The sequence below is a fragment of the Brevundimonas sp. FV1ye4L genome, assembly GCF_058681255.1.
The window spans coordinates 1,021,573-1,040,817 of the sequence record NZ_CM178734.1 but is presented as its reverse complement, the minus strand read 5'-3'; the positions used below and the strand labels follow the sequence as shown (position 1 = coordinate 1,040,817).

Annotated in this window: 25 protein-coding genes and 3 tRNA genes; 17 read left to right on the top strand and 11 right to left on the bottom strand. The window is 65.5% G+C overall.

Annotated features, from left to right (window positions below; translation table 11 throughout):
• Positions 1-37: 37 nt before the first annotated feature.
• The 3 genes from ACW17X_RS04970 to ACW17X_RS04960 form a co-directional block, all read right to left on the bottom strand.
• Positions 38-898 (bottom strand): AAA family ATPase, encoded by an 861-nt coding sequence (locus ACW17X_RS04970; protein WP_492099935.1) that lies wholly within the window; start codon positions 896-898, stop codon positions 38-40.
• Between the two features lie 63 nt (positions 899-961).
• Complete coding sequence (locus ACW17X_RS04965; RefSeq protein ID WP_492099934.1) at positions 962-1,159, bottom strand: hypothetical protein; 198 nt, start codon at positions 1,157-1,159, stop codon at positions 962-964.
• Positions 1,160-1,170: 11 nt separating this feature from the next.
• Entirely contained in the window at positions 1,171-1,611 is a 441-nt protein-coding gene (locus tag ACW17X_RS04960) for a hypothetical protein (RefSeq protein WP_492099933.1), read from the bottom strand.
• A gap of 153 nt (positions 1,612-1,764) precedes the next feature.
• Here ACW17X_RS04960 and flbT point away from each other — a divergent pair, with 153 nt between their 5' ends.
• Positions 1,765-2,187 carry a flagellar biosynthesis repressor FlbT gene (flbT, locus tag ACW17X_RS04955; protein ID WP_267516745.1) on the top strand — a complete coding sequence of 141 codons (423 nt, stop codon included), beginning with the start codon at positions 1,765-1,767 and terminating at the stop codon, positions 2,185-2,187.
• Entirely contained in the window at positions 2,147-2,512 is a 366-nt protein-coding gene (gene flaF / locus ACW17X_RS04950; protein ID WP_492086663.1) for a flagellar biosynthesis regulator FlaF, read from the top strand. Before flbT ends, flaF begins: the two co-directional genes overlap by 41 nt.
• A 247-nt stretch (positions 2,513-2,759) precedes the next feature.
• Here flaF and ACW17X_RS04945 read toward each other — a convergent pair whose 3' ends face one another.
• The 7 genes from ACW17X_RS04945 to ACW17X_RS04915 form a co-directional block, all read right to left on the bottom strand.
• The gene (locus ACW17X_RS04945) at positions 2,760-3,398 is read right to left on the bottom strand and encodes an exopolysaccharide biosynthesis protein (protein WP_492099932.1); all 639 of its coding nucleotides are present in this window, start codon (positions 3,396-3,398) and stop codon (positions 2,760-2,762) included.
• 102 nt (positions 3,399-3,500) lie between these two features.
• Positions 3,501-3,689, bottom strand: coding sequence for a DUF3008 family protein (locus ACW17X_RS04940; protein WP_492099931.1), 189 nt, complete (start codon positions 3,687-3,689; stop codon positions 3,501-3,503).
• A 30-nt stretch (positions 3,690-3,719) separates the two neighbouring features.
• Positions 3,720-4,889, bottom strand: coding sequence for an isovaleryl-CoA dehydrogenase (locus ACW17X_RS04935; protein WP_492099930.1), 1,170 nt, complete (start codon positions 4,887-4,889; stop codon positions 3,720-3,722).
• A gap of 44 nt (positions 4,890-4,933) precedes the next feature.
• Entirely contained in the window at positions 4,934-6,715 is a 1,782-nt protein-coding gene (locus ACW17X_RS04930; protein ID WP_492099929.1) for a lysozyme, read from the bottom strand.
• Positions 6,716-6,798: 83 nt separating this feature from the next.
• Positions 6,799-8,217, bottom strand: a complete 1,419-nt coding sequence (gene mgtE, locus ACW17X_RS04925) for a magnesium transporter (protein WP_492099928.1) — start codon at positions 8,215-8,217, stop codon at positions 6,799-6,801.
• Between the two features lie 65 nt (positions 8,218-8,282).
• Positions 8,283-8,367: transfer RNA gene (locus tag ACW17X_RS04920), tRNA-Leu, on the bottom strand.
• 115 nt (positions 8,368-8,482) lie between these two features.
• Positions 8,483-8,734 carry a FliM/FliN family flagellar motor switch protein gene (locus ACW17X_RS04915; RefSeq protein WP_271166476.1) on the bottom strand — a complete coding sequence of 84 codons (252 nt, stop codon included), beginning with the start codon at positions 8,732-8,734 and terminating at the stop codon, positions 8,483-8,485.
• A 65-nt stretch (positions 8,735-8,799) separates the two neighbouring features.
• Between ACW17X_RS04915 and lipB the strand changes: the two genes are divergently transcribed.
• The 4 genes from lipB to ACW17X_RS04895 all read left to right on the top strand — a co-directional run bounded on the left by lipB (position 8,800) and on the right by ACW17X_RS04895 (position 12,326).
• A complete protein-coding gene (gene lipB / locus ACW17X_RS04910; RefSeq protein ID WP_492099927.1) occupies positions 8,800-9,516 on the top strand; it encodes a lipoyl(octanoyl) transferase LipB in 717 nt (238 codons plus the stop codon).
• Between the two features lie 126 nt (positions 9,517-9,642).
• Positions 9,643-11,127 carry a hypothetical protein gene (locus ACW17X_RS04905; RefSeq protein ID WP_492086670.1) on the top strand — a complete coding sequence of 495 codons (1,485 nt, stop codon included), beginning with the start codon at positions 9,643-9,645 and terminating at the stop codon, positions 11,125-11,127.
• 74 nt (positions 11,128-11,201) lie between these two features.
• Positions 11,202-11,696 carry a peptide-methionine (R)-S-oxide reductase MsrB gene (msrB, locus tag ACW17X_RS04900; protein ID WP_492099926.1) on the top strand — a complete coding sequence of 165 codons (495 nt, stop codon included), beginning with the start codon at positions 11,202-11,204 and terminating at the stop codon, positions 11,694-11,696.
• A gap of 48 nt (positions 11,697-11,744) precedes the next feature.
• Positions 11,745-12,326, top strand: a complete 582-nt coding sequence (locus ACW17X_RS04895) for a hypothetical protein (protein WP_492086672.1) — start codon at positions 11,745-11,747, stop codon at positions 12,324-12,326.
• Positions 12,327-12,401: 75 nt separating this feature from the next.
• On the opposite strand, the gene ACW17X_RS04890 is transcribed toward ACW17X_RS04895, so the two are convergent.
• Positions 12,402-12,476, bottom strand: a tRNA-Thr gene (locus ACW17X_RS04890).
• A gap of 110 nt (positions 12,477-12,586) precedes the next feature.
• On the opposite strand from ACW17X_RS04890, the gene ACW17X_RS04885 reads away from it, so the two are divergent.
• From ACW17X_RS04885 to ACW17X_RS04835, 11 genes are all read left to right on the top strand, one after another.
• Positions 12,587-12,784 carry a hypothetical protein gene (locus ACW17X_RS04885; RefSeq protein WP_492099924.1) on the top strand — a complete coding sequence of 66 codons (198 nt, stop codon included), beginning with the start codon at positions 12,587-12,589 and terminating at the stop codon, positions 12,782-12,784.
• 106 nt (positions 12,785-12,890) lie between these two features.
• Positions 12,891-14,180 carry a UDP-N-acetylglucosamine 1-carboxyvinyltransferase gene (gene murA, locus ACW17X_RS04880; RefSeq protein WP_492099923.1) on the top strand — a complete coding sequence of 430 codons (1,290 nt, stop codon included), beginning with the start codon at positions 12,891-12,893 and terminating at the stop codon, positions 14,178-14,180.
• Entirely contained in the window at positions 14,170-14,655 is a 486-nt protein-coding gene (locus ACW17X_RS04875) for a DUF2948 family protein (protein ID WP_492099921.1), read from the top strand. The genes murA and ACW17X_RS04875 overlap by 11 nt, the downstream gene beginning before the upstream one ends.
• Positions 14,652-15,119 carry a UPF0262 family protein gene (locus ACW17X_RS04870; protein ID WP_492099920.1) on the top strand — a complete coding sequence of 156 codons (468 nt, stop codon included), beginning with the start codon at positions 14,652-14,654 and terminating at the stop codon, positions 15,117-15,119. The genes ACW17X_RS04875 and ACW17X_RS04870 overlap by 4 nt, the downstream gene beginning before the upstream one ends.
• A gap of 103 nt (positions 15,120-15,222) precedes the next feature.
• A complete protein-coding gene (gene infA, locus ACW17X_RS04865) occupies positions 15,223-15,441 on the top strand; it encodes a translation initiation factor IF-1 (RefSeq protein ID WP_008261544.1) in 219 nt (72 codons plus the stop codon).
• Between the two features lie 12 nt (positions 15,442-15,453).
• A complete protein-coding gene (locus ACW17X_RS04860) occupies positions 15,454-16,029 on the top strand; it encodes a Maf family protein (RefSeq protein ID WP_492099919.1) in 576 nt (191 codons plus the stop codon).
• The gene (locus ACW17X_RS04855) at positions 16,026-17,066 is read left to right on the top strand and encodes a ribonuclease E/G (protein WP_492099918.1); all 1,041 of its coding nucleotides are present in this window, start codon (positions 16,026-16,028) and stop codon (positions 17,064-17,066) included. The genes ACW17X_RS04860 and ACW17X_RS04855 overlap by 4 nt, the downstream gene beginning before the upstream one ends.
• Positions 17,063-17,227, top strand: coding sequence for a DNA gyrase inhibitor YacG (locus tag ACW17X_RS04850; protein WP_492099917.1), 165 nt, complete (start codon positions 17,063-17,065; stop codon positions 17,225-17,227). Before ACW17X_RS04855 ends, ACW17X_RS04850 begins: the two co-directional genes overlap by 4 nt.
• A gap of 63 nt (positions 17,228-17,290) precedes the next feature.
• A tRNA-Phe gene (locus ACW17X_RS04845) sits at positions 17,291-17,366 on the top strand.
• Between the two features lie 546 nt (positions 17,367-17,912).
• Complete coding sequence (locus ACW17X_RS04840) at positions 17,913-18,800, top strand: MotA/TolQ/ExbB proton channel family protein (RefSeq protein WP_492099915.1); 888 nt, start codon at positions 17,913-17,915, stop codon at positions 18,798-18,800.
• 5 nt (positions 18,801-18,805) lie between these two features.
• Positions 18,806-19,240, top strand: a complete 435-nt coding sequence (locus ACW17X_RS04835) for a biopolymer transporter ExbD (protein ID WP_492099914.1) — start codon at positions 18,806-18,808, stop codon at positions 19,238-19,240.
• Positions 19,241-19,245 lie beyond the last annotated feature (5 nt).

Genomic DNA, 19,245 nt, shown 5'->3' with positions numbered 1-19,245 from the left:
AAGCGCCGGTGATCCAGTGAAATCGCGGTAATGCCGCTCAGCCGCCGGGACGGGATCCGTCGCGCCGGCCCAGGAAGGCCAGCCGCTCGAACAGATGGATGTCCTGCTCGTTCTTCAGCAAGGCGCCGTGCAGGGGCGGGATCAGCTTGTTCGGCGTCTTCTCGCGCAGGGTCTCGGCGTCGATGTCATCGACCAGCAGCAGCTTCAGCCAGTCCAGCAGTTCCGAGGTCGAGGGCTTCTTCTTCAGGCCCGGGGTGTCGCGGATCTCGTAGAAGGTCTTCAGCGCTTCCGACACCAGCCGCGGCTTGATGCCGGGGAAGTGGACATCGACGATGGCCGACAGGGTCTCGGCGTCGGGGAAGCGAATGTAGTGGAAGAAGCAGCGGCGCAGGAAGGCGTCGGGCAGCTCCTTTTCATTGTTCGAGGTGATGATGACGATGGGGCGGACCTCGGCCCGGATCGTCTCGTCGATTTCCTGAACATAGAACTCCATCCGGTCGAGCTCCTGCAGGAGGTCGTTGGGGAATTCGATGTCGGCCTTGTCGATCTCGTCGATCAGCAGGACGGGGCGTGTCGGGGCGGTGAAGGCCTCCCACAGCTTGCCCTTTTTCAGATAGTTGCGAACGTCGTGGACACGTTCGTCGCCTAGCTGGCTGTCGCGTAGGCGGCTGACGGCGTCATATTCGTACAGGCCGCTGTGGGCCTTGGTGGTCGATTTGACGTGCCAGGTGATCAGCGGGGCGTCGAAGGCCTTGGCGACCTCATAGGCCAGAACCGTCTTGCCCGTGCCCGGTTCGCCCTTGATCAACAGCGGGCGTTCCAGTGCGACCGCTGCGTTAACCGCGACCTTCAGGTCCGGGGTGGCGATATAGTGGTCGGTGCCTTCGAACCGGCTCATGAAAAACCCGCTCCGTGAATGTCACGAAGCGGGTTAGCCGATCACTGCCGATATGAACAGCGATCAGGTGATCTGTTTGGCGGAGACGGGGTCGCTGGCGGGAAAGGTTTCTTCGATGCCTTCATCGACCAAGGCTTCTTCACGGGACACGCCTTCCTTCATCCTGTCTTCCAGTTGGTCCGGCTTGCCTTCTTCTGGGGCGATCTTCCGGGCGAACGGTGCATCTGTCGAAGCGTCGGTCTTGGCGTGATTGTCACTCATGGTGGTCTTTCTCAGATTGTGGGTTTGTCTGCGTCTTGGTCTGGCGCGTATCCAAGCTGCTCGATGTCGTCGTCGTCGAGACGCCGGGCCTCCCAGTGGGCTGCGCTGGCCTGGGCGCCGCGCTCATTTTCCATCAAACCCGAATAGACGAGTTCGATCTCATCCTCGGACCGTGAACCGTTGCTGTCCGCGTCCGACTGGCTGAGCGTCTCGCCGTCAGCGCCTAAAAGGGCGTCTGCCTCTCGTTCGACGCCGTCCAAGGCGAGCTGATCGTCCAGGTCGATATCGTCCTCGTCGAACTCATCCTCGTCGGCGTCGCCGTCGGCCTGGGTCAGGTCGAGAACCTGATCGGCTTCGTCCAGCAGGATGTCGCCGTCGCCTTCATCGTCGATGTGGGTTTCGTCGAAGGTTTCCGACTGTTCCTGATCGTCCTGATAATCATTGTCCGGCATGGTCGCCTCCTGTGCAGACAGGAAACGTCGCGCCGGGTCAGGTGTTCCAGCGTCGCAGACAGACAAGAGATGGTTAACTCTCTTGGCTTAAGGTCCTATTCACTGGGATGGTCCATGATCGATGGGTTCCGCCAGTGGGGAGTTCGGTCGTCCATGGCCCTGAAGCTGTCGCTGAAGCCCGGCGAGAAGTTCGTGTTGAACGGCGCGGTGGTCCAGAACGGCGACCGTCGCGGCGTGCTGATCCTTCAGAACCGCGCCAGCGTGCTGCGCGAGAAGGACATCATGCAGGCGGAGGAAGTCACCACGCCTGCGCGTCGAATCTATTTCCCGATCATGATGATGTATCTGGAAGAGGCATCTGCAGCCAAGTTCTATGACGAACTGGCGCTGCGCATTTCGGAGTTCATGGGGGCGACGAAGAACCCCGCCATTCTGGCTGAATGCGTCTCCGCCTCGCGCCACGTACTGGCGCGCGAATACTACAAGGCCCTGATGGCCGCCCGTAAAATTGTCGAATACGAAGAGAAGGTGCTGAATGTCGCTTCAGGCGTACGCAGCGGCGACGACGCGGGCTGAAACCCCGCGCGATATGGAGTACCGGCTGTTCGGCCAGGTAACCCGCGCGCTGGTGCATGCCTCGACGGTCGACCAACGGGATTTGGCCACGCGCATCGATGCGCTGGATTGGAACCGGCGTCTGTGGTCGACGCTGGCCGCCGATTGCGGTGATCCGTCCAACGTGCTGCCGGCGGCTGTGCGGGCGCAGATCATCTCGCTGAGCCTGTTCGTCAATCGACACTCGTCGGCGGTCATGCGGGGCGAAGAGACCTTCCAGGACCTGATCGACATCAACCGGATGATGATGCAGGGGCTGGCGGCGGGCGTGCAGCAGGCGGCCTGAGCGGGCTCTCTTCACGAAATCGCGAAGCCTCTTGGCGCAAGGCCTTGAGACGTCTTACCTTTCGAATCCCTGTTGAACAGTCGAAAGGAGGTGATCCAGTGTCTCATTGTCATCAATCGCGTGCGGTGGCCGCGACCCTGGTCCTCGTTGGAGGCCTGGCCTGATCCTTTCGGGCTGAGTTGCGGTCCGGCCGTTCGCGGTCAGACAATGAAGGGCCGTCGCGGCGACGCGGCGGCCCTTTTGTCATTCAGTGCAGCAACTGGCCGAACCAGCCGGCGACGTGATGCGCCACTTCGAACACCGTGCGCCAGATGAGGAAGAGGTAGAGGGCGCAGGCGCCAGTCGACAGGGCGCCCAACAAAATGGCGACTCCGTCCCTTTGCATCATCCCCAGGGCGAAGAAGACCAGGGCGATGCCGGGCAGGGCGTCGCCGAATGGTATTGGCAAGGCCATGATCAGAGCCAGGATCACGCAGATCAGACCCGTGACCGTGTCGGCGACCTCGCCCGTCAGAAATGGAATGCGCGGTTGGGTCAGGTTCTCGACATACCGGACCGTCTTCATGATCCGCGACACCCCCGCGCGATAGGCCGCGCGACTGATCGAGGTGCGCAGCGCCCAGCGGGGCAGCCAGATCGAGCTGCGCTGAAAGGCCAACTCCAGCGACATTAGGATGATGGGGACGGCGAACACCGCCTTGCCGCCCGGCGGCCAAGGCAGCAGGGCCAGCATGGAGAGGATCAGGATCATGGCCCCGAAGCCGCGCTCGCCGAAGGCCGCAACCAGCTCCTCGAGCTTCAACTTGGGGTCGTCGCCTTCGCCAAGCTCCTCGATCACGTCCGAGAAGAGCCGCAGGTCGTCGTTCGGCTTGTCGTGGGCGGGCATCAGGCGCGGGGCTCAGGGGAGGAGTTTCGCCATTTAGGCGCAGAGAGGTTTCACCGCCACTTAACGAACGGCAACAAAGCCGAATAATCGCGCCTGAGGCGGCTATTTCTTCGCCGCGTGCTCGGGTTTGCCCTTCCGCCTGGTGTGGGCGAAGTCTTCGAGCTGCTTCTCGCTCATCGACTCGACCATCGACTTGGACGCGCCTTTCAGTTCGGACTTGGGCGTGTCGCCGCGCTTGGCCGACAGGGCGGCGCCGGCGGCCTTTTGCTGGGCGGCGGATTTTGCGGGCATCGGATGTCTCCTTCCGCCCGGAAGAAGCCATCAGCCTCCCAGCAGTTCCCGACCGATCAGGAAGCGACGAATCTCGTTGGTCCCGGCCCCGATGTCATAGAGTTTGGCGTCGCGGACCAGGCGTTCAACCGGCCATTCCTTGGTGTAGCCGGCGCCGCCGAGGGCCTGGACGGCCTCAAGGGTGACCTTCACCGCATTCTCGGAAGCCAACAGGATGGCGCCGGCGGCGTCATAGCGGCTGGTCAGGCCGGCGTCGCAGGCGCGGGCGACGGAATAGACATAGGCCCGGGCGCTGTTCAGGGCGACGTACATGTCGGCCACCTTGGCCTGCATCAGCTGGAAGCTGCCGATCGGCTTGCCGAACTGTTTGCGGTCGCGGACGTATGGCAGGACCACGTCCAGCGCGGCCTGCATAATGCCCAGCGGGCCGGCGGCCAGGACCGCGCGCTCATAGTCCAGGCCGCTCATCAGCACGCCGGCGCCGCCGCCCAGCGGGCCCATGATGTTCTCCTCGGGCACCTCGCAGTCCTCGAACACCAGTTCGGCGGTGTCGGAGCCGCGCATGCCCATCTTGTCCAGCTTCTTGGAGACGCTGAAACCCTTCATGCCCTTTTCGATCAGGAAGGCGGTGCAGCCTTTTGATCCGGCGTCGGGATCGGTCTTGGCGTAGACAACCAGGGTGTCGGCGTGGGGCGCGTTGGTGATCCAGAACTTGGTCCCGTTCAGGACGTAGCGGTCGCCCTGTTTGTCGGCGCGGGCGCGCATCGACATGACGTCCGAGCCGGAGCCGGCTTCAGACATGGCCAGGGAGCCGACGTGCTCGCCGCTGATCAGCTTGGGCAGGTATTTTTGTTTCTGCTCGGGCGTGCCCCAGCGACGGATCTGGTTGACGCACAGGTTGGAGTGGGCGCCGTAGCTGAGGCCGATCGAGGCCGAGGCGCGCGACACCTCTTCCATCGCCACGACGTGTTCCAGATAGCCCAGGCCCAGGCCGCCGTAGTCTTCCTCGACCGTGATTCCGTGCAGGCCCAGCTCGCCCATCTCGGGCCAGAGTTCGCGTCGGAAGGTGTTGGTCGCGTCGATCTCGGCGGCCAGGGGCGCGAGCCGGTCCGCCGCCCAGCGGGCGGTCGTGTCGCGAATCGCGTCGGCGTTCTCGCCGAGGCCGAATTCCATGGATTGGGGCGCGAAGGGAATGCTCATGCGCGAAGGGTTAGCATCGTGCATGAGCTTTCGCAAAACCCCTGTCAGGCGCGATCGACGCGCCCCCAGCGCTGGTACAGGTTGAAGCCCGAGACGCCGACGCAGGCCAGGGCGATGACCACCAGAAGCCAGCCGATCAAGCCCGTGTCGCCGTTCGACTGGGACGACTGGCGGAAGGCCGCCATGGCGGCGCCGAATGACAGCAGGCCGATGCCGCCCATGACCAGGAAGGTCAGGGTTTCGGTCCATTCGAACTTGAAAGAGGGTGCGGTCGGACGCGCGGGCGGCTCTGCCGCGCTTTCCTGCTCCACCAAAGTCGCCTCCTGCTCGAAGAGGGGCGTTTGGTCGGGGTGCGTCAAGTCGTTGTGTTCGGGCCAGACTAGGCGCGTCTCTGTAGACGAGGGCTGAGCTTCCGGCGCACCCGTCAGGGCCAGGGGCGCGACTTCAAATGGCGCGACCGTCGGCTGGGCGGCGGACACGAAGGTCGGCACTTCCACGGGCGGTTCGCTCGATTCGACGGCGGGCGCCGACGGGGACGGGGACGTGGACGTCGGCGCTTCTATTGCCTGCGCGGCTTCGTCTGGCTCCGCCTCGTCGGCGACCTCGATCTGCTGTTCGGCGTCGTCGGGTTGGGCGAAGAGCGTGGTCGCCGCAGTGGGCTCCGCCTCAGGCTCTGGTGTCGGCTTGATCTCCGCGTGGATTTCGGCGGCGGGCAGATCCGCCGCTGCCTCTTCCGACGGGGTTTTCGGAGATCCAGACACCAGATCGGCGGGCGGGGCGTCGTTGGCCGCTGCAGCCGGAGCAGGAGCCGGAGCCGGGCGGGGCGCGCGAATGCCGAAACCGGACAATGGGCCCAGGGCGCGCACCGCGTAGGGCGAATAGAAGGTCGCCGCGCTGGTCATCACCGGCGACGCCGGTCTGGGCGAAGGGGAAACCGGCTCGGCAGGCGCAGACGGTTCGACGGCGCCATCGGCCGCCTGAACCGATTCGCCCTCTTTATCCTCGACCGGCGTGTCCTCGGGCGTGACGTCGGGCGCCGCCGCCTCGGCCGAGCCATCGATGTCGGCTTCGGAGGGCGACGGGGGCGTTTCGAGGACAGACGAGGTTTCGGTCTTGGGACTCTCTTCAATCGCTTCAACCGACCCGTCGTCCTCGACATCCCCCAGCAAGGCGGAGACGGCGGCTTCCCGCGTCATCGGCGGGGGAGCCTCGGACGTTTCGACCACGGCGAGTGACGGCGGGAAGGCCGGGAAGGGCGCAGGCGCGGCGGAGTCCGTCTCTGCCTCGTCAGAGCGAGACTCGGCCTCGACCGTGCTTTCCACCAGGGTGGCTGTGGCGGGAGGCAGGGGGGCGGCGAGCAGGTCGGCCAAGGACGCTGGCGTTTCAGGATTTGCGACGAACAGGGCGCGTTCGGCGGCGCGGCGGCGCGGCGGGGTGACGACATCAACGTCTTCCACCCAGGACATCAAGGCGTCAGCGGCCTCCAATGGCGCGCCGGCGTTCAGGCGCGCCAAGACATCGGACGTCTTGAAGCGGTCAACGCCCACCGAAAAGGCGAAACTGGCCAGGGCGTCGAACTGGTGCTGGTTTAGAGGCGCCTGGATCGCCTTGACCGTCTGCGCCACTGGAATGAGGTCGTACTGGAGCAGGAGTTCGGCGTCGCCTTCGGACACCGTCAGGCCTTCACGCGCCGACTGGGTGTGCCCGTAGCCGATGGTCCAGCGGCCGTCGGCGCGCTGAATGGCTCGCGGGCGGAACCCCTCGAAGCTCTTGATTAGAATGACCCCCTCGCGGGAGATCTTGGTCGGTTTCGATGTGTCAGACACAGATGTTGCCCCAAAGCGAGACGGCGGCGCGGCTTGTACCCCCGTCCAGCAAACATGGGGCCAGCAAACATGGGGTCAGATATTTACAACAGAACCACGGTGGCGAGACCGAGGAAGATCAGAAAGCCGAAGAAATCTGTCGTCGCAGTCACGAAGACGGCGGACGAGACGGCAGGGTCGAACTTCAGCTTCGACAGGGTCAGCGGCGTCAGCACGCCGATACAGGCCGCAACCAGCAGGTTCAGGATCATGGCCGCGCCGATCACCAGCCCGATCCGCCAATCCTCGTCGCGGAACCAGAAGCCCGCCGCGACGCCGATCAGGGGCGCCAGGACCATGCCGTTGGCGACGCCCACCGCCAGCTCGCGCAGGAAGGTGCGCATGGCGTTGGCAGAGTTCAGTTCGCGCGTGGCCAGGGCGCGCACGGTGACGGTCAGGGCCTGGGTGCCGGCGTTGCCGCCGATGGCCGAGACGATGGGCATCAGGACCGCCAGGGCCACGATCTGCTGGATGGTGCCTTCGAACAGGCCGATGACGCTGGCCCCCAGGGCCGCCGTCGCCAGATTGATGGCCAGCCAGGGCACGCGGCCGCGCACGATCTCGGAGACGGACGAGCCCCGATCCTCATCGGCGACGCCGGCCAGGCGCAGGATGTCCTCGCGGTTCTCTTCCTGAATGATGTTGACGATGTCATCGACGGTGATCTGACCCACCAGCCGTCCGGCCGCGTCCACGACCGGGGCCGAGATCAGGTGATATTTCTCGAAGATATAGGCGACCTCTTCCTGGTCCTGATCGACGGCGATCTCGTTGATCGGCTCCATCAGGTCGGCCAGGGCGGCGGTGCGCGGCGCGCGCAGCAGGCCGCTGATCGGCACGCCGCCGACGGGGCGGTTCAGCGGATCGACCACATAGATGTCGAAGAACAGCTCCGGCAGGTCGTCGCCCTGTTTGCGGATGTGGTCGATGGTGTCGCCGACGCTCCAGAACTGGGGCGCGGCCATCACCTCGCGTTGCATCAGGCGGCCGGCGGACTCCTCGTCGTAGCCCAGGCTGTTTTCGATCGCGGCGCGGTCGACGTCGGGCATGGCCGCCAGGACGCGTTCGCGCTGGTCGTCCTCCAGGTCCTCGACCACGGCGGCGGCGTCGTCGGAATCCAGCTCTTGCAGGGCCTCGGCCAAGGTTCCGTGCGGCACCCGCTCCAGCACCTCTTCGCGAATGCCGTCGTCCAGCTCGGGAAGGGTTTCCGCCAGCAGCTCAGGCGGCAGCCACAGCACCACGACAGCGCGGTGTTCCGACGTCAGGAAGCCCATCAGGTCGGCGACGTCGGCGGGGTGCAGATCCTCCAACAGCGACCGCAGCCGCATGCCGTCGCCGTCGTCGGCGGCGTCCACGACTTTTTCGACGAATTGAGGGGTGAGGACATAGTCCTCGTCCAGGGCGGCGTGGTCTTCGTTATCGGGCGCTTCGGCTGGAGCGAAGGCGGAGTCCGTGGTGCTCACGTGGTCGCCTCCCTTGGTAGAATGTCCAGCCGTAGTTAGCCGATGAATCGCCCTGTTTAGCCAGATGGTGCGGTCGAGAAGACTCGAACTTCCACGGGTTGCCCCACAGCGACCTCAACGCTGCGCGTCTACCAATTCCGCCACGACCGCTCGCATCGGAGCGGCGGCGAATAGACGAAGCCGCCGGAAAAGGAAAGGGGAATTGAGCAAGGCGCAGCGCATGAAATACGGCGCGGAAAATCGCGCGCCTATTTGCGGCCTGAAGTCACGCCGAGCCCGCCATGAAGTCGTACAGGTCGGCCGGACGGGTGACGGTGATGGCGATCCGGTCGTCGCGAATCTCGATCTCGCCACGGGCGACCGGGTGGTTGTTCGCCAGGATCCAGACTTCTTCGCCCTCGGCCGCATCCAGGGGAATCACGGCGCCGCGACCCATCCGCAGCAGTTGCGACATCGGCAGCACCATACGGCCCAGCACCACTGAAATTTCGACGTCGACGGCGTTGATCTGGGACACAGGCGCTCTCTTTCACTGCGAGGTCGTCACTTGCGCAAACGCCTCGGGCTGCACATTGAAGCCTTATGCTTGCCGACCCGTTAAGTCCTGACCTTTCGAAGCTGCGCCGCGACGATGATCAACCCGTCGAATGGGTCGTGTCCTCGAGCTATGTCGATTATGCCGCAGCCGAGGCCTTCATGGAGGCCCGCGTCGCCGCCATTGCGGCGGGGGAGGCGGGCGAGATGGTGTGGCTGCTGGAGCATCCGCCGCTTTATACCGCCGGGGTCTCGGCGCGGGACGAGGACCTACTCGACGCGGGTCGGTTTCCCGTCCACCGGACGGGGCGGGGCGGGCAGTTCACCTATCACGGGCCGGGCCAGAGGGTCGCCTATGTGATGCTGGACCTGAACCGCCGCGGGCGAGATGTGCGCACCTTCGTGCGAGGCCTGGAGCAGTGGCTGATCGGCGGCCTGGGCCAGTTCGGCGTCAAGGCGGACGTGCGCGAAGGTCGCGTCGGTGTTTGGGTCGAACGCAAGGGCGCCGGCTGGGCGCGCGAGGACAAGATCGCCGCCATCGGCGTCAAGGTGCGTAAATGGGTCAGCTTCCACGGTATCAGCCTGAACGTCGAACCGGATCTGGACCATTTCGGCGGCATCGTGCCCTGCGGCATTCAGGAGCACGGGGTCACCAGCCTGGTCGATCTGGGCGTGCTGGCGACGATGGATGAGGCGGACGCCGCCCTGAAGTCCAGTTTCACGCGCCTGTTCGGCGAGGTGATAGAGCGCCCGGCGCCGCTCTGAACACCGGCCGGATCGGCGCAATCGGTGTGACATTTGGGCGAAAGGGGGGCAGCAGGGGTTGGCAAGCGTAGGAGGCTTAAGGTTTAACGTCGGCGCCAAGCTTATCGCCCAAGCCCAGGAGCCTCCATGAACCGCCTGATCGCCGCCGCTTCGGCCGCCGTCCTGTCCCTGACCCTGGCCTCCGGCGCCGCCTCGGCGCAGGACTTCCGCGCCCTGGCGCAGCAGGACCTACAGACCGTCCATGACACGCTGGCCGCCAACCACCCCGCCGCCGTCGTGCCGGGCGCGCCCAGCGAAGCCTTCCGCGCCTGGATCGACGCCGGTCTGGCTGACGCCCAGTCCAAGGTCGGCCGCGTCAACAGCGGCGACAGCCATGCCTATCTGCTGCGCTATTACGCCAACGGCTTCCGGGACTCGAACATCTCGGTAACCCCGACCTATGAAGGGCTCGGCCCTTTCTTCGCCGTCGGCTGGTCGGGCGTGACCATGGCCTGGCGTGACGGCAAATATGTCGTCGCCAATGTGAAGCCTGGCGTCCGCAACCTGCCGCCCGTCGGTTCGGTTCTGATCGACTGCCTGGGCAAGAGCGCCGCCGACCTGGCCGCCGAACGTCTGGATCGCTGGGAAGGCGATCTGACCACCGAGGCGGATCGGGTCCGCACTGCGCCTTATCTGCTGTGGAACCGCAACAATCCGTTCGCCGGCGGCTTGCCGCCCTTGTGCAACTTCCAGACCGGCCGTCGCACCAAGGAATATCAGCTGCAGGGCCAGCCGGCCGACGCCGCCGCCCTCGAAGCGGCTTATCGCGCCACCGTGTACACGCCCGGCGCGACGCCTTTGGCGATCGAGAGCGTAAACGGCCGCCCGTGGCTGCATGTTCACACTCTGGGCGACAAGGCCGATTTTGACGCCTTCTTCGCCGCCGTCGACGCCCAACTGAGCGCGATCCGTGGACCGCAGGGCTTTGTTATCGATCTGCGCGGCGCCAATGGCGCATCGCTGAACGCGACGGGACGCGGCTATGTTCTGGCCAACCATATCTGGACGCCGGAATTCACGGTCAGCCGTCAGCCTGAAGCGGGCTCGATCACCTATCGTGCCACGGCCGCCAACCGTCAGTGGTTCGCCGACACCCTGGGTCGGATGCAGGCCGATCCGCGCTTCGTTCAGGAGTCGGGCGCGGTGATCGAACAGACCCAGGCCATCGTCGCCGCCTTCGACTCGGCCCTGGCCGCCGGTCAGGCCACCTTCACCCTGCCGGGCCGTCCGTCGGTGCCAGATACCGGCGCCGCCAATCCGGTCGCCGGGCCGGTGATCGTTCTGGTGGACGGGGGCTGCACCAGCGGCTGTCTCGACACGCTGGACCTGCTGACCCGCCTGCCGAACGTGCGTCTGGCCGGATCGACCACGGCCGAAGACACGATCTTCATCGAGCCGACGGTACAGCGCCTGCCGTCCAACTATGCGGACCTCACCTATGGTCATAAGGCCTGGATGACCCGTCAGCGCGGCAACGACGCCCCGTTCGTCCCGACGCAGGGCCTGGCCTACACCGGCAACCCGACGGATGAAGCCGCCGTTCGGGCCTGGGTCGGCACGCTGTTCCAGTAAAATCGTCCGCAAAGCGCGGGCTATGGGGGCGGGCAGGGGTGGAACCTCGGCCCGCCCCTTCTTATTTGAGATCCATGACCGATCTCGCCTCGCCCACTGACCGCCTCCGTTCGCCTTCGGGCTATGATCTGACCCCGCCGGACGAGACGGAGCGCGCCCGGCTGGAGGCCGACCTGAACCCCGAGGAAAAGCGCGTCCTCCTGTCGCACGGCACCGAAGCGCCCTTCTGCGGCACATTGCTGGGCGAGAAGCGGGCCGGTGTCTTCTGCTGCCGGGAATGTGGTCTGCCTCTGTTCAAGAGTGGGACCAAGTTCGAGAGCGGGACCGGCTGGCCCAGCTTCACCGAGCCGGTCGATCCGGCCCATGTCCACGAGGTCCGCGACACCAGCTATGGCATGGTCCGGATCGAGACCCAGTGCGCGCGCTGCGGCAGCCACCAGGGCCACGTCTTCCCTGACGGACCTCCGCCGACCGGGAATCGCTACTGCATCAACTCGGTGGCGCTCAGCTTCGTTGCTGCGGGCGAGCCCCTGCCGGACCCGTTGCGGCGGGGTGATGGAAACGCCTGACCTTGGCCTTATTCGCCGTGCTAGGATGATGTCGAAGGGAGACGGCGCATGTTGATCGCAGGATTATTGGTCGCCATGACCATGACGGCTTCGGACGGCGACCCTGACGGCGTGGTCGCCACCGCGCCTTCGAACGCTCCGACCCTGGCTCAGGCCATGAACGCCGCTCCGGAGGCTGCTGTTGCGGCTCCGACCGCCCAGGACGCCCAGCCGCACGGCCTGACCACCGAACAGCAGATCCAGCACTGGCTGGACAGCCGCACGCCGGGCGCCAGCTTCGACGAAGCCTCCGTGCCCGGGCCCCAGGACGACCGCCAGATGCACGGCATGGTCGAGGCGGGAATCGGCACCGGCGGCTACCGCAGCTACGGCGCGGCGGTCTCTATGCCGATCGGCGAGAACGGCCGTCTGGACCTGGCGTATCGCGAGGGACGCAACGAACCCTGGGGATACGGCTACGGCGGTGGATACGGCCTGCGCGGGCCGGGCTTCTATTCGCCCTACGGCGCGGTTCGCGGTCACGGCGCCGATTCGACCAGCAAGTCGCTGTCGATGGGGTTCAGTTGGAGCAAGGATAAGGACGCGGACGAGCGGGATTCGTGGCGGCGAGGGCTGTCGGCTTACGATTGAACGCGCCCTAGCGCTTCTACCGACCCAGAAGTGCAAAAAAGGCCCGGCGAAAGCCGGGCCTTTTTCAGTCTCAGATGGTGCCGCCGGGGGGAATCGAACCCACGACCTCAGCCTTACCAAGGATGCGCTCTACCACTGAGCTACGGCGGCCCCGACTGAGGAAGCGGCCGTATAGCCAGAGGCTTCCGGGGAGGGAAGCGGTTTTTTGACGATCTGAAAGAAAGTTTGGACAAGGCCCCTGATCACGGCATTCTAGCGCCATGACTCGCCCCCCGCATGACGCCGATACCCCGCCTGCCGCGACCATCGCAGCGCCGACCGCCGAATCGAGCGCGCCGTCGGAGGTGGAGCGGGCGCGAGCCGAGCGGGCGATCCGGCTGGCCTCGGCCCTGCGGGCCAATCTGAGGCGACGAAAGGCGCCGGCCCGCACGGCGCCCAGGCCCAAAGACAGCAACTGAAAGTCATCGGCTCGCGCCCGCTCCGCCCTTTGGCAAGCGGGCTCCGGCTTGCTAGAGAACCATCCCCCCCCCGAGGCGTTTCCTTCGGGCGCGCTTCAAGGACGTCATGGACAGTATCGCCATTCAGGGCGGCGCCCAGCTTTTCGGGGACATTCCCGTCAGCGGCGCCAAGAACTCCGCCATCAAGCTGATGGCCGCCTCGATCCTGACGGATCAGCCCCTGTTGCTGACCAATATGCCGCGCTTGGCGGACACGCGGTTCCTGGGTCAGCTTCTGCGCCAGTTCGGCGTCGAGGTGACCGAACGCGACGGTGCGGACGGGCAGGAGAGCCTGTTCCACGCCCAGACCCTCAGCTCCACCTTCGCCCCCTATGATCTGGTCCGGCAGATGCGGGCCTCGTTCAATGTGCTGGGGCCGCTGCTGGCCCGGACCGGCGAGGCCAAGGTGTCGTTGCCCGGCGGCTGCACGATCGGCGCCCGTCCGGTGGACCTGCACCTTCAGGCCCTGACGGCTCTCGGCGCCGAGATCGAGCTGGAAGAAGGCTATGTCACCGCCAAGGCGCCGTCCGGCCTGAAGGGCGCCGAGATCGAGTTTCCGTTCGTCTCCGTCGGCGCCACCGAACACGCCCTGCTGGCGGCCGTGCTGGCCCAGGGGACGACTGTTCTGCGCCGGGCCGCGCGCGAGCCTGAGATCGGCGACCTGGCCCGCTGCCTGATGGCGATGGGGGCGAAGATCGATGGGATCGACACCGACGTCCTGACCATCACCGGGGTCTCGTCGCTGAGTGGCACGACCTGGTCGGTGATTCCCGACCGCATCGAAATGGGCTCCTACGCCGTCGCCGCCGCCATGGCGGGCGGCGAAGTGCGTCTGACCAAGGCCCGGGCAGAGCTGATCGCCGCCCTGACCGACAAGATGATCGAGGCCGGGGTCGAGGTGTCGCCGACCGACGACGGCGTCCTGATCAAGCGGGACCCCAAGGTCCGGCTGCAGGCGGTCGATATCGAGACCGCCATCTATCCCGGCTTCGCCACAGATCTGCAGGCCCAGTTCATGGCCCTGATGACCACCGCCGACGGCGTCAGCACCGTGCGCGAGACCATTTTCGAAAACCGGTTCATGCATGTGCCGGAGCTGGCGCGGCTGGGGGCCGAGATCTCGGTCCACGCGGGCGAGGCACAGGTTCACGGGGTTGAGATGCTGCACGGCGCCCAGGTGATGGCCACCGACCTGCGGGCTTCGATGTGCCTGGTCATCGCCGGTCTGGCCGCGCAGGGTGAGACGACCGTCGGGCGCGTCTATCATCTGGATCGCGGTTTCGAGCGTCTGGAAGAAAAGCTCGGTGCGTGCGGCGCCGATATTCGTCGGATAAAGGGAACGGGTGATGAGCACTGAGATCGACGCCGTCCCTCCTGTTCCCAGCACGCCGGTCGAGCCGCTGCGCCTGCTGGCGGAGGACGCCAACGATCTGCAGATCATCTCCGCCGCCCTTCAGGACGCAATCCTGAGGCCCGTCGACATCGTCTGGGAGAAACAGGCGCGCACCCTGACCATCGCCTTCAGCCGCTTCTGCTGGGAATGTGGCGGCACACGGGTGATGTGCGCCATGCAATTCGGGGACGTGATGGCGGTCAAGAGCCGCCGTCTGTCGCGCAGTCCCGACGCCTCTTTGGAACTTCTGGCCCTGGACTTCCTGCCGGCCGAGGCGCCGGGCGGACGGGTGATTCTGATGTTCGCGGGCGGCGGTGATCTGCGAATCGACGTCGAGTGCCTGGACGCTGTGGTCACGGACATCTCCGAGCGGTGGCCGGCGCGGGTGGCGCCGACCCATCTGGACGCCCCCGAACTGGATGAAGGGAGTGCGGCATGAGCGGTCCCCACAGGCTGGTTTCGGTCGAGCTGGATACGGTCACTCTGCCGGCGGCGACGGCCGAGATCGAGCACGAGCGTCGCGTGGCGATTTTCGATCTGGTCGAGAAGAACAGTTTCGAACCCGTGGGGGCCGAGGGAGGCCCGTATCGGCTGAAGCTGTCGCTTCAGGACAATCGCCTGGTGTTCGACATCGACGGCGAGGGCTTCACTCGCACCTACGCCATCAGCCTGACGCCGTTGAAGAGCGTGCTGAAGGACTATCTCTTGATCTGCGACAGCTATTACGAGGCCCTGCGCGGCTCGTCTCCCAGCCAGATCGAATCGGTCGACATGGGCCGTCGCGGCTTGCACAATGAAGGCGCCGATCAGCTCAAGACGCGTCTGGACGGCAAGATCGTGGTCGATCACGAGACCGCGCGACGGCTGTTTACGCTGCTCTGCGCCCTCTACCGTCGCGGCTGACCTCGACTATCTCTGCGTTTTCGGGCATTAGGCCCGTCCATTCCGCCCCTCGCGCCCGCCCGGCGTGGGGTCGAACGCATATTCAACGGGCGCGAGAGGCCGCATGGCTAAGGAAGAACTGCTCGAGTTTCCCGGCACCGTCAGCGAACTGCTGCCGAACGCCACCTTCCGCGTGACGCTTGAGAACGACCACGAGATCATCGCCCACACGGCGGGCAAGATGCGCAAGAACCGCATCCGCGTGCTGGCCGGCGACAAGGTCCTGGTGGAAATGACCCCCTACGACCTGACCAAGGGTCGCATCACCTATCGCTTCAAGTAAGGGACGGCTCGTATGAGCCGGCCTGAGCTGGTGCTGGCCTCGGCCAGCCCGCGCCGCATCGAATTGCTGGCGCAGGTCGGGATCAAGCCCGATCATATCGACCCCGCCGACATCGACGAGGCGCCGCTGAAGGGCGAGACGCCCACGCGTCTCGCCGAACGCCTGGCGACGTCCAAGGTCCAGGTTGTTGCGGCCCGGCGTCCGGACGCCGTGGTGATCGCCGCCGACACGGTCGTCGCGGTGGGGCGGCGTTTGCTGGAGAAGGCGGCGGATGAAGTCGAGGCGACGCGGTTCCTGAAACTGCTGTCCGGCCGCAATCACCGGGTCTTCACCGGCGTGGCGGTGGTGCGCGACGGCAAGCTGTCTTCGCGAGTCAACGAGACGCGCGTGACCTTCAAACCTCTGTCGGACCATGAGATAGCCGCCTATGTCGCCACGGGCGACTGGCGCGGCAAGGCCGGCGGTTACGGTATTCAAGGCCCGGCCGGGGCCTTCATCCAGCGAATCGTCGGCAGCCATCCCTCGGTGATGGGGTTGCCGCTCTACGAGGCGGTTCAGTTACTGCACGGCGTCGGCTGGCGGGCATGAGCGGCGAAATCGAGGTTTTCCTCGACGAAGCGCCGGGCGAGACCCGCGGCGCTGTGATGCGCGACGGCCGCTATACCCACCTGCTGATCCATCGTGACAGCGATCCGCTCCAGCATCGTCTGGGGGCCCGATCCGTCGGTCGGGTGACCGAGATCAATCCGGGCCTGCGCGGCGCCTTCGTCGATCTCGGCTCCGGCGTTCCGGCCTTTCTGCCTTTTCATCGTAATGAGCGCCTGACCCAGGGCGAACGGCTTGAGGCGGCGGTCGTCGCGGAGCCGCGCGCCGGCAAGGGGGCGGTTCTGCGTCGCCTCGGGCCGGGGGAGGGGGCGCCCCGGTTGCTGGAAGCGGCGCCGAGCATCGCCGCCCAAATGCGTGACCTCGGCGAGGGCGTGGGGCTGACGACGGGTCTCGCGGCTATCGACGCGGTGGCTGAGGCGGAGGAAGAGGCCCTCGCGCCCAGCCATGTTTTCGCCTCGCACGGAATCGACCTCGCCATTGAACGCACCCGCGCCCTGATCGCCGTCGACATCGACTACACGGCCGGGATGGGCCGGGATCCGAGACAGGCGCGAGCGGCGGCGAATCGCCAAGGCCTGAACCAGGCCACACGGCTGATCGGGTTGCGAAACTGGGGCGGTCTGATCGTCATCGACTTGGTCGGCGGCGCAGAGGATGCGGCCGCCGGGGACAAGGCCGCTCGCATGGCCTTCGCCCAGGAACCTCAGGCCGTCTTCGGCCCGATCAGTCGATTCGGCCTGTTGCAGATGTCTCTGCCTTGGCGGCGGACCCCTATAGAAGAAATACTGTTTGAGGGCGGCCGTCGGCCGTCGGTACAGACTGATGTCCTGGCGCTGGCGCGTGCGCTACGTCGGCGGCTGTTGTCCGACACCCAGTCTCCGAGCGTCGTCGCGCGTTGTGCGCCGGAGGAAGCGGCTATTCTCGGCCCCCTGGCCGCCCGGATGGGGCCGCGTGCCTCGGTACGGGCCGACGCCGCCGTGCGTCGCGGGTGCGGCCGTATCGAAGGACCTGATCGATGAGCACCTGTCCCATATGCCGCAAGGCCGAGGCCGATCCCAAATACAAGCCCTTCTGCTCGCGGCGCTGTTCCGAGGTCGACCTCCAACGTTGGTTCACCGGCGCCTACGCCATTCCGGCCGCGCTGGACGAAGGCGCCGAAGATGATGGCGAAAAGGACTGAAACGACGCTGGACAGGCCGAAAAGCCTCGCCTATAGACCCGCCTCTCGCGACGCCGCGTCGGCGCCTGGATAGCTCAGCTGGTAGAGCAGCGGATTGAAAATCCGCGTGTCGGTGGTTCGAACCCGCCTCCAGGCACCATTTATTATTTGGCCGCGAATTCCGCCTCAGCCTTCTGTTTCCGCACCGACCCTATGAAGGTCGCTGCCTGCGTCATGGCGCCGCGATGGGCGGGAGGGGACGGATGACCCGAGAACTCCCTTCGCTGAAGTAAAAAACTGCGTGGGATGGCGCTTTCGAACAAGCTTGCGCCAACTGCTTCAAATTCATCACGGAAATGTCGCGTTTCGGCGACGGGAAGCCCGGGGGCGGCAAGATCTGACTGATCTTCGTGCCTTAGGGGAAATCCCGCTCTTGTCCCTTGACGCTCCGGTAAGGGTTCGTCAAAGGGGTTGCGACGCTCTCCCATAAAGGCGTCAGACGGATTCTCAGGAGGCGCGTTCTCCAACGGTTCGAACATCGGAGGCGGTACGGGCGACCGGACACGTCTCCACTCAAGAATTCAGCGACCGATTGATCCCGATGGGACATTGGGCGTTGAAGGAAACATTTCAGGTTGGGGGGCGGCCCTTTGACACGGCCGCACCTTTGGTTCCACGAGTCAGACCAAGCAGGAACTGGCGAATTATGCTGAACAGCAAAAAGACGAACATCATTCTCGCCATGGCCGGCGCCGCCGTGCTGATGGCGAGCTCGCCGGTTCTGGCCCAGGCCCCGGCCGAGCCGACCCCGGCGGCCGCACCTGCGGCGGCCCCCACGGCGATGGCTCCGGCCGCCGACGCGGCGAACCCCGAAAGCGTGAACGAGGCCGTCGGCGGCGGTCACGGCGGCGACATCACGCCGATCTCCATGTTCATGGAAGCGACCGTCATCGTTAAGGTCGTCATGATCGGCCTGCTGCTGGCTTCGATCCTGTCCTGGACCCTGCTGCTCATCAAACTGTTCGAGTTTGGCGCGCTGAACCGCAAGACCGACAACTTCCTCGAAAACTTCCGCGGCGCCCGCACCATCGCGGACATGCGCGCTGTTTCGACCCAGGAAGAGTTCGACGGCAACCCGCTGGCTGACATGGCTGCTGCGGCGACCGAAGAAGTCGAGATGTCGCGTCAGGCCGGTCTGTCCGTCACGGGCGATCACCTTGACTCGGCCCTGGGCCGCGCTGCCGCCGCCGTTACCGCCGTTCAATCCGGTCTGGCCCTGCGCCTGTCGGGTGGTCAGCAGTTCCTGGCTTCGGTCGGTTCGATCGGTCCGTTCGTCGGCCTGTTCGGCACCGTTTACGGGATCATGAACTCCTTCATCGGCATCGCCCAATCCAACACGACCAACTTGGCCGTCGTTGCTCCGGGTATCGCTGAAGCCCTGCTGGCGACCGGTATCGGCCTGTTCGCCGCTATCCCGGCCGTTGTCTTCTATAACTACTTCAACACCCGCATCGCCGCCTACGGCACCCGCGCCGACGGCTTCGCCGCCGAGCTGCTGAACGGCATCTCGCGTCAGCTCGACAAGGGGGCGTAAGACGGATGGCCGCCAAGATTAAATCGGGCGGCGGCGGCAACAAGGTCGAGGCCAACAGCGATATCAACGTCACGCCTTTCGTTGATATCATGCTGGTCTTGCTGATCATCTTCATGGTTGCGGCTCCGCTCGCCTCCGTGTCGGTGCCAGTCGAGTTGCCCATCGCCGTCGCCAAGGCGGCCCCGAACCCGCCCAAGCCGGTCTATATCTCGATCCAGAACGACGGCGACGTCTTCGTGGGCGATTTCCAGACCGACGTCGGCTCTCTGGGCGACGATCTGCTAAAGCAGATCGGAGCCCGGAACCCGGCGGATGAGCGGATCTTCATTCGGGGCGACCAAAACACCCGCTACGGCGACTTCATGCAGGTCATGAACGCCTTGCAGGATAACGGCTTCTACAGCGTTGCACTGGTCGGCGAAGACCATGCTGCGAGCTAGAGCGC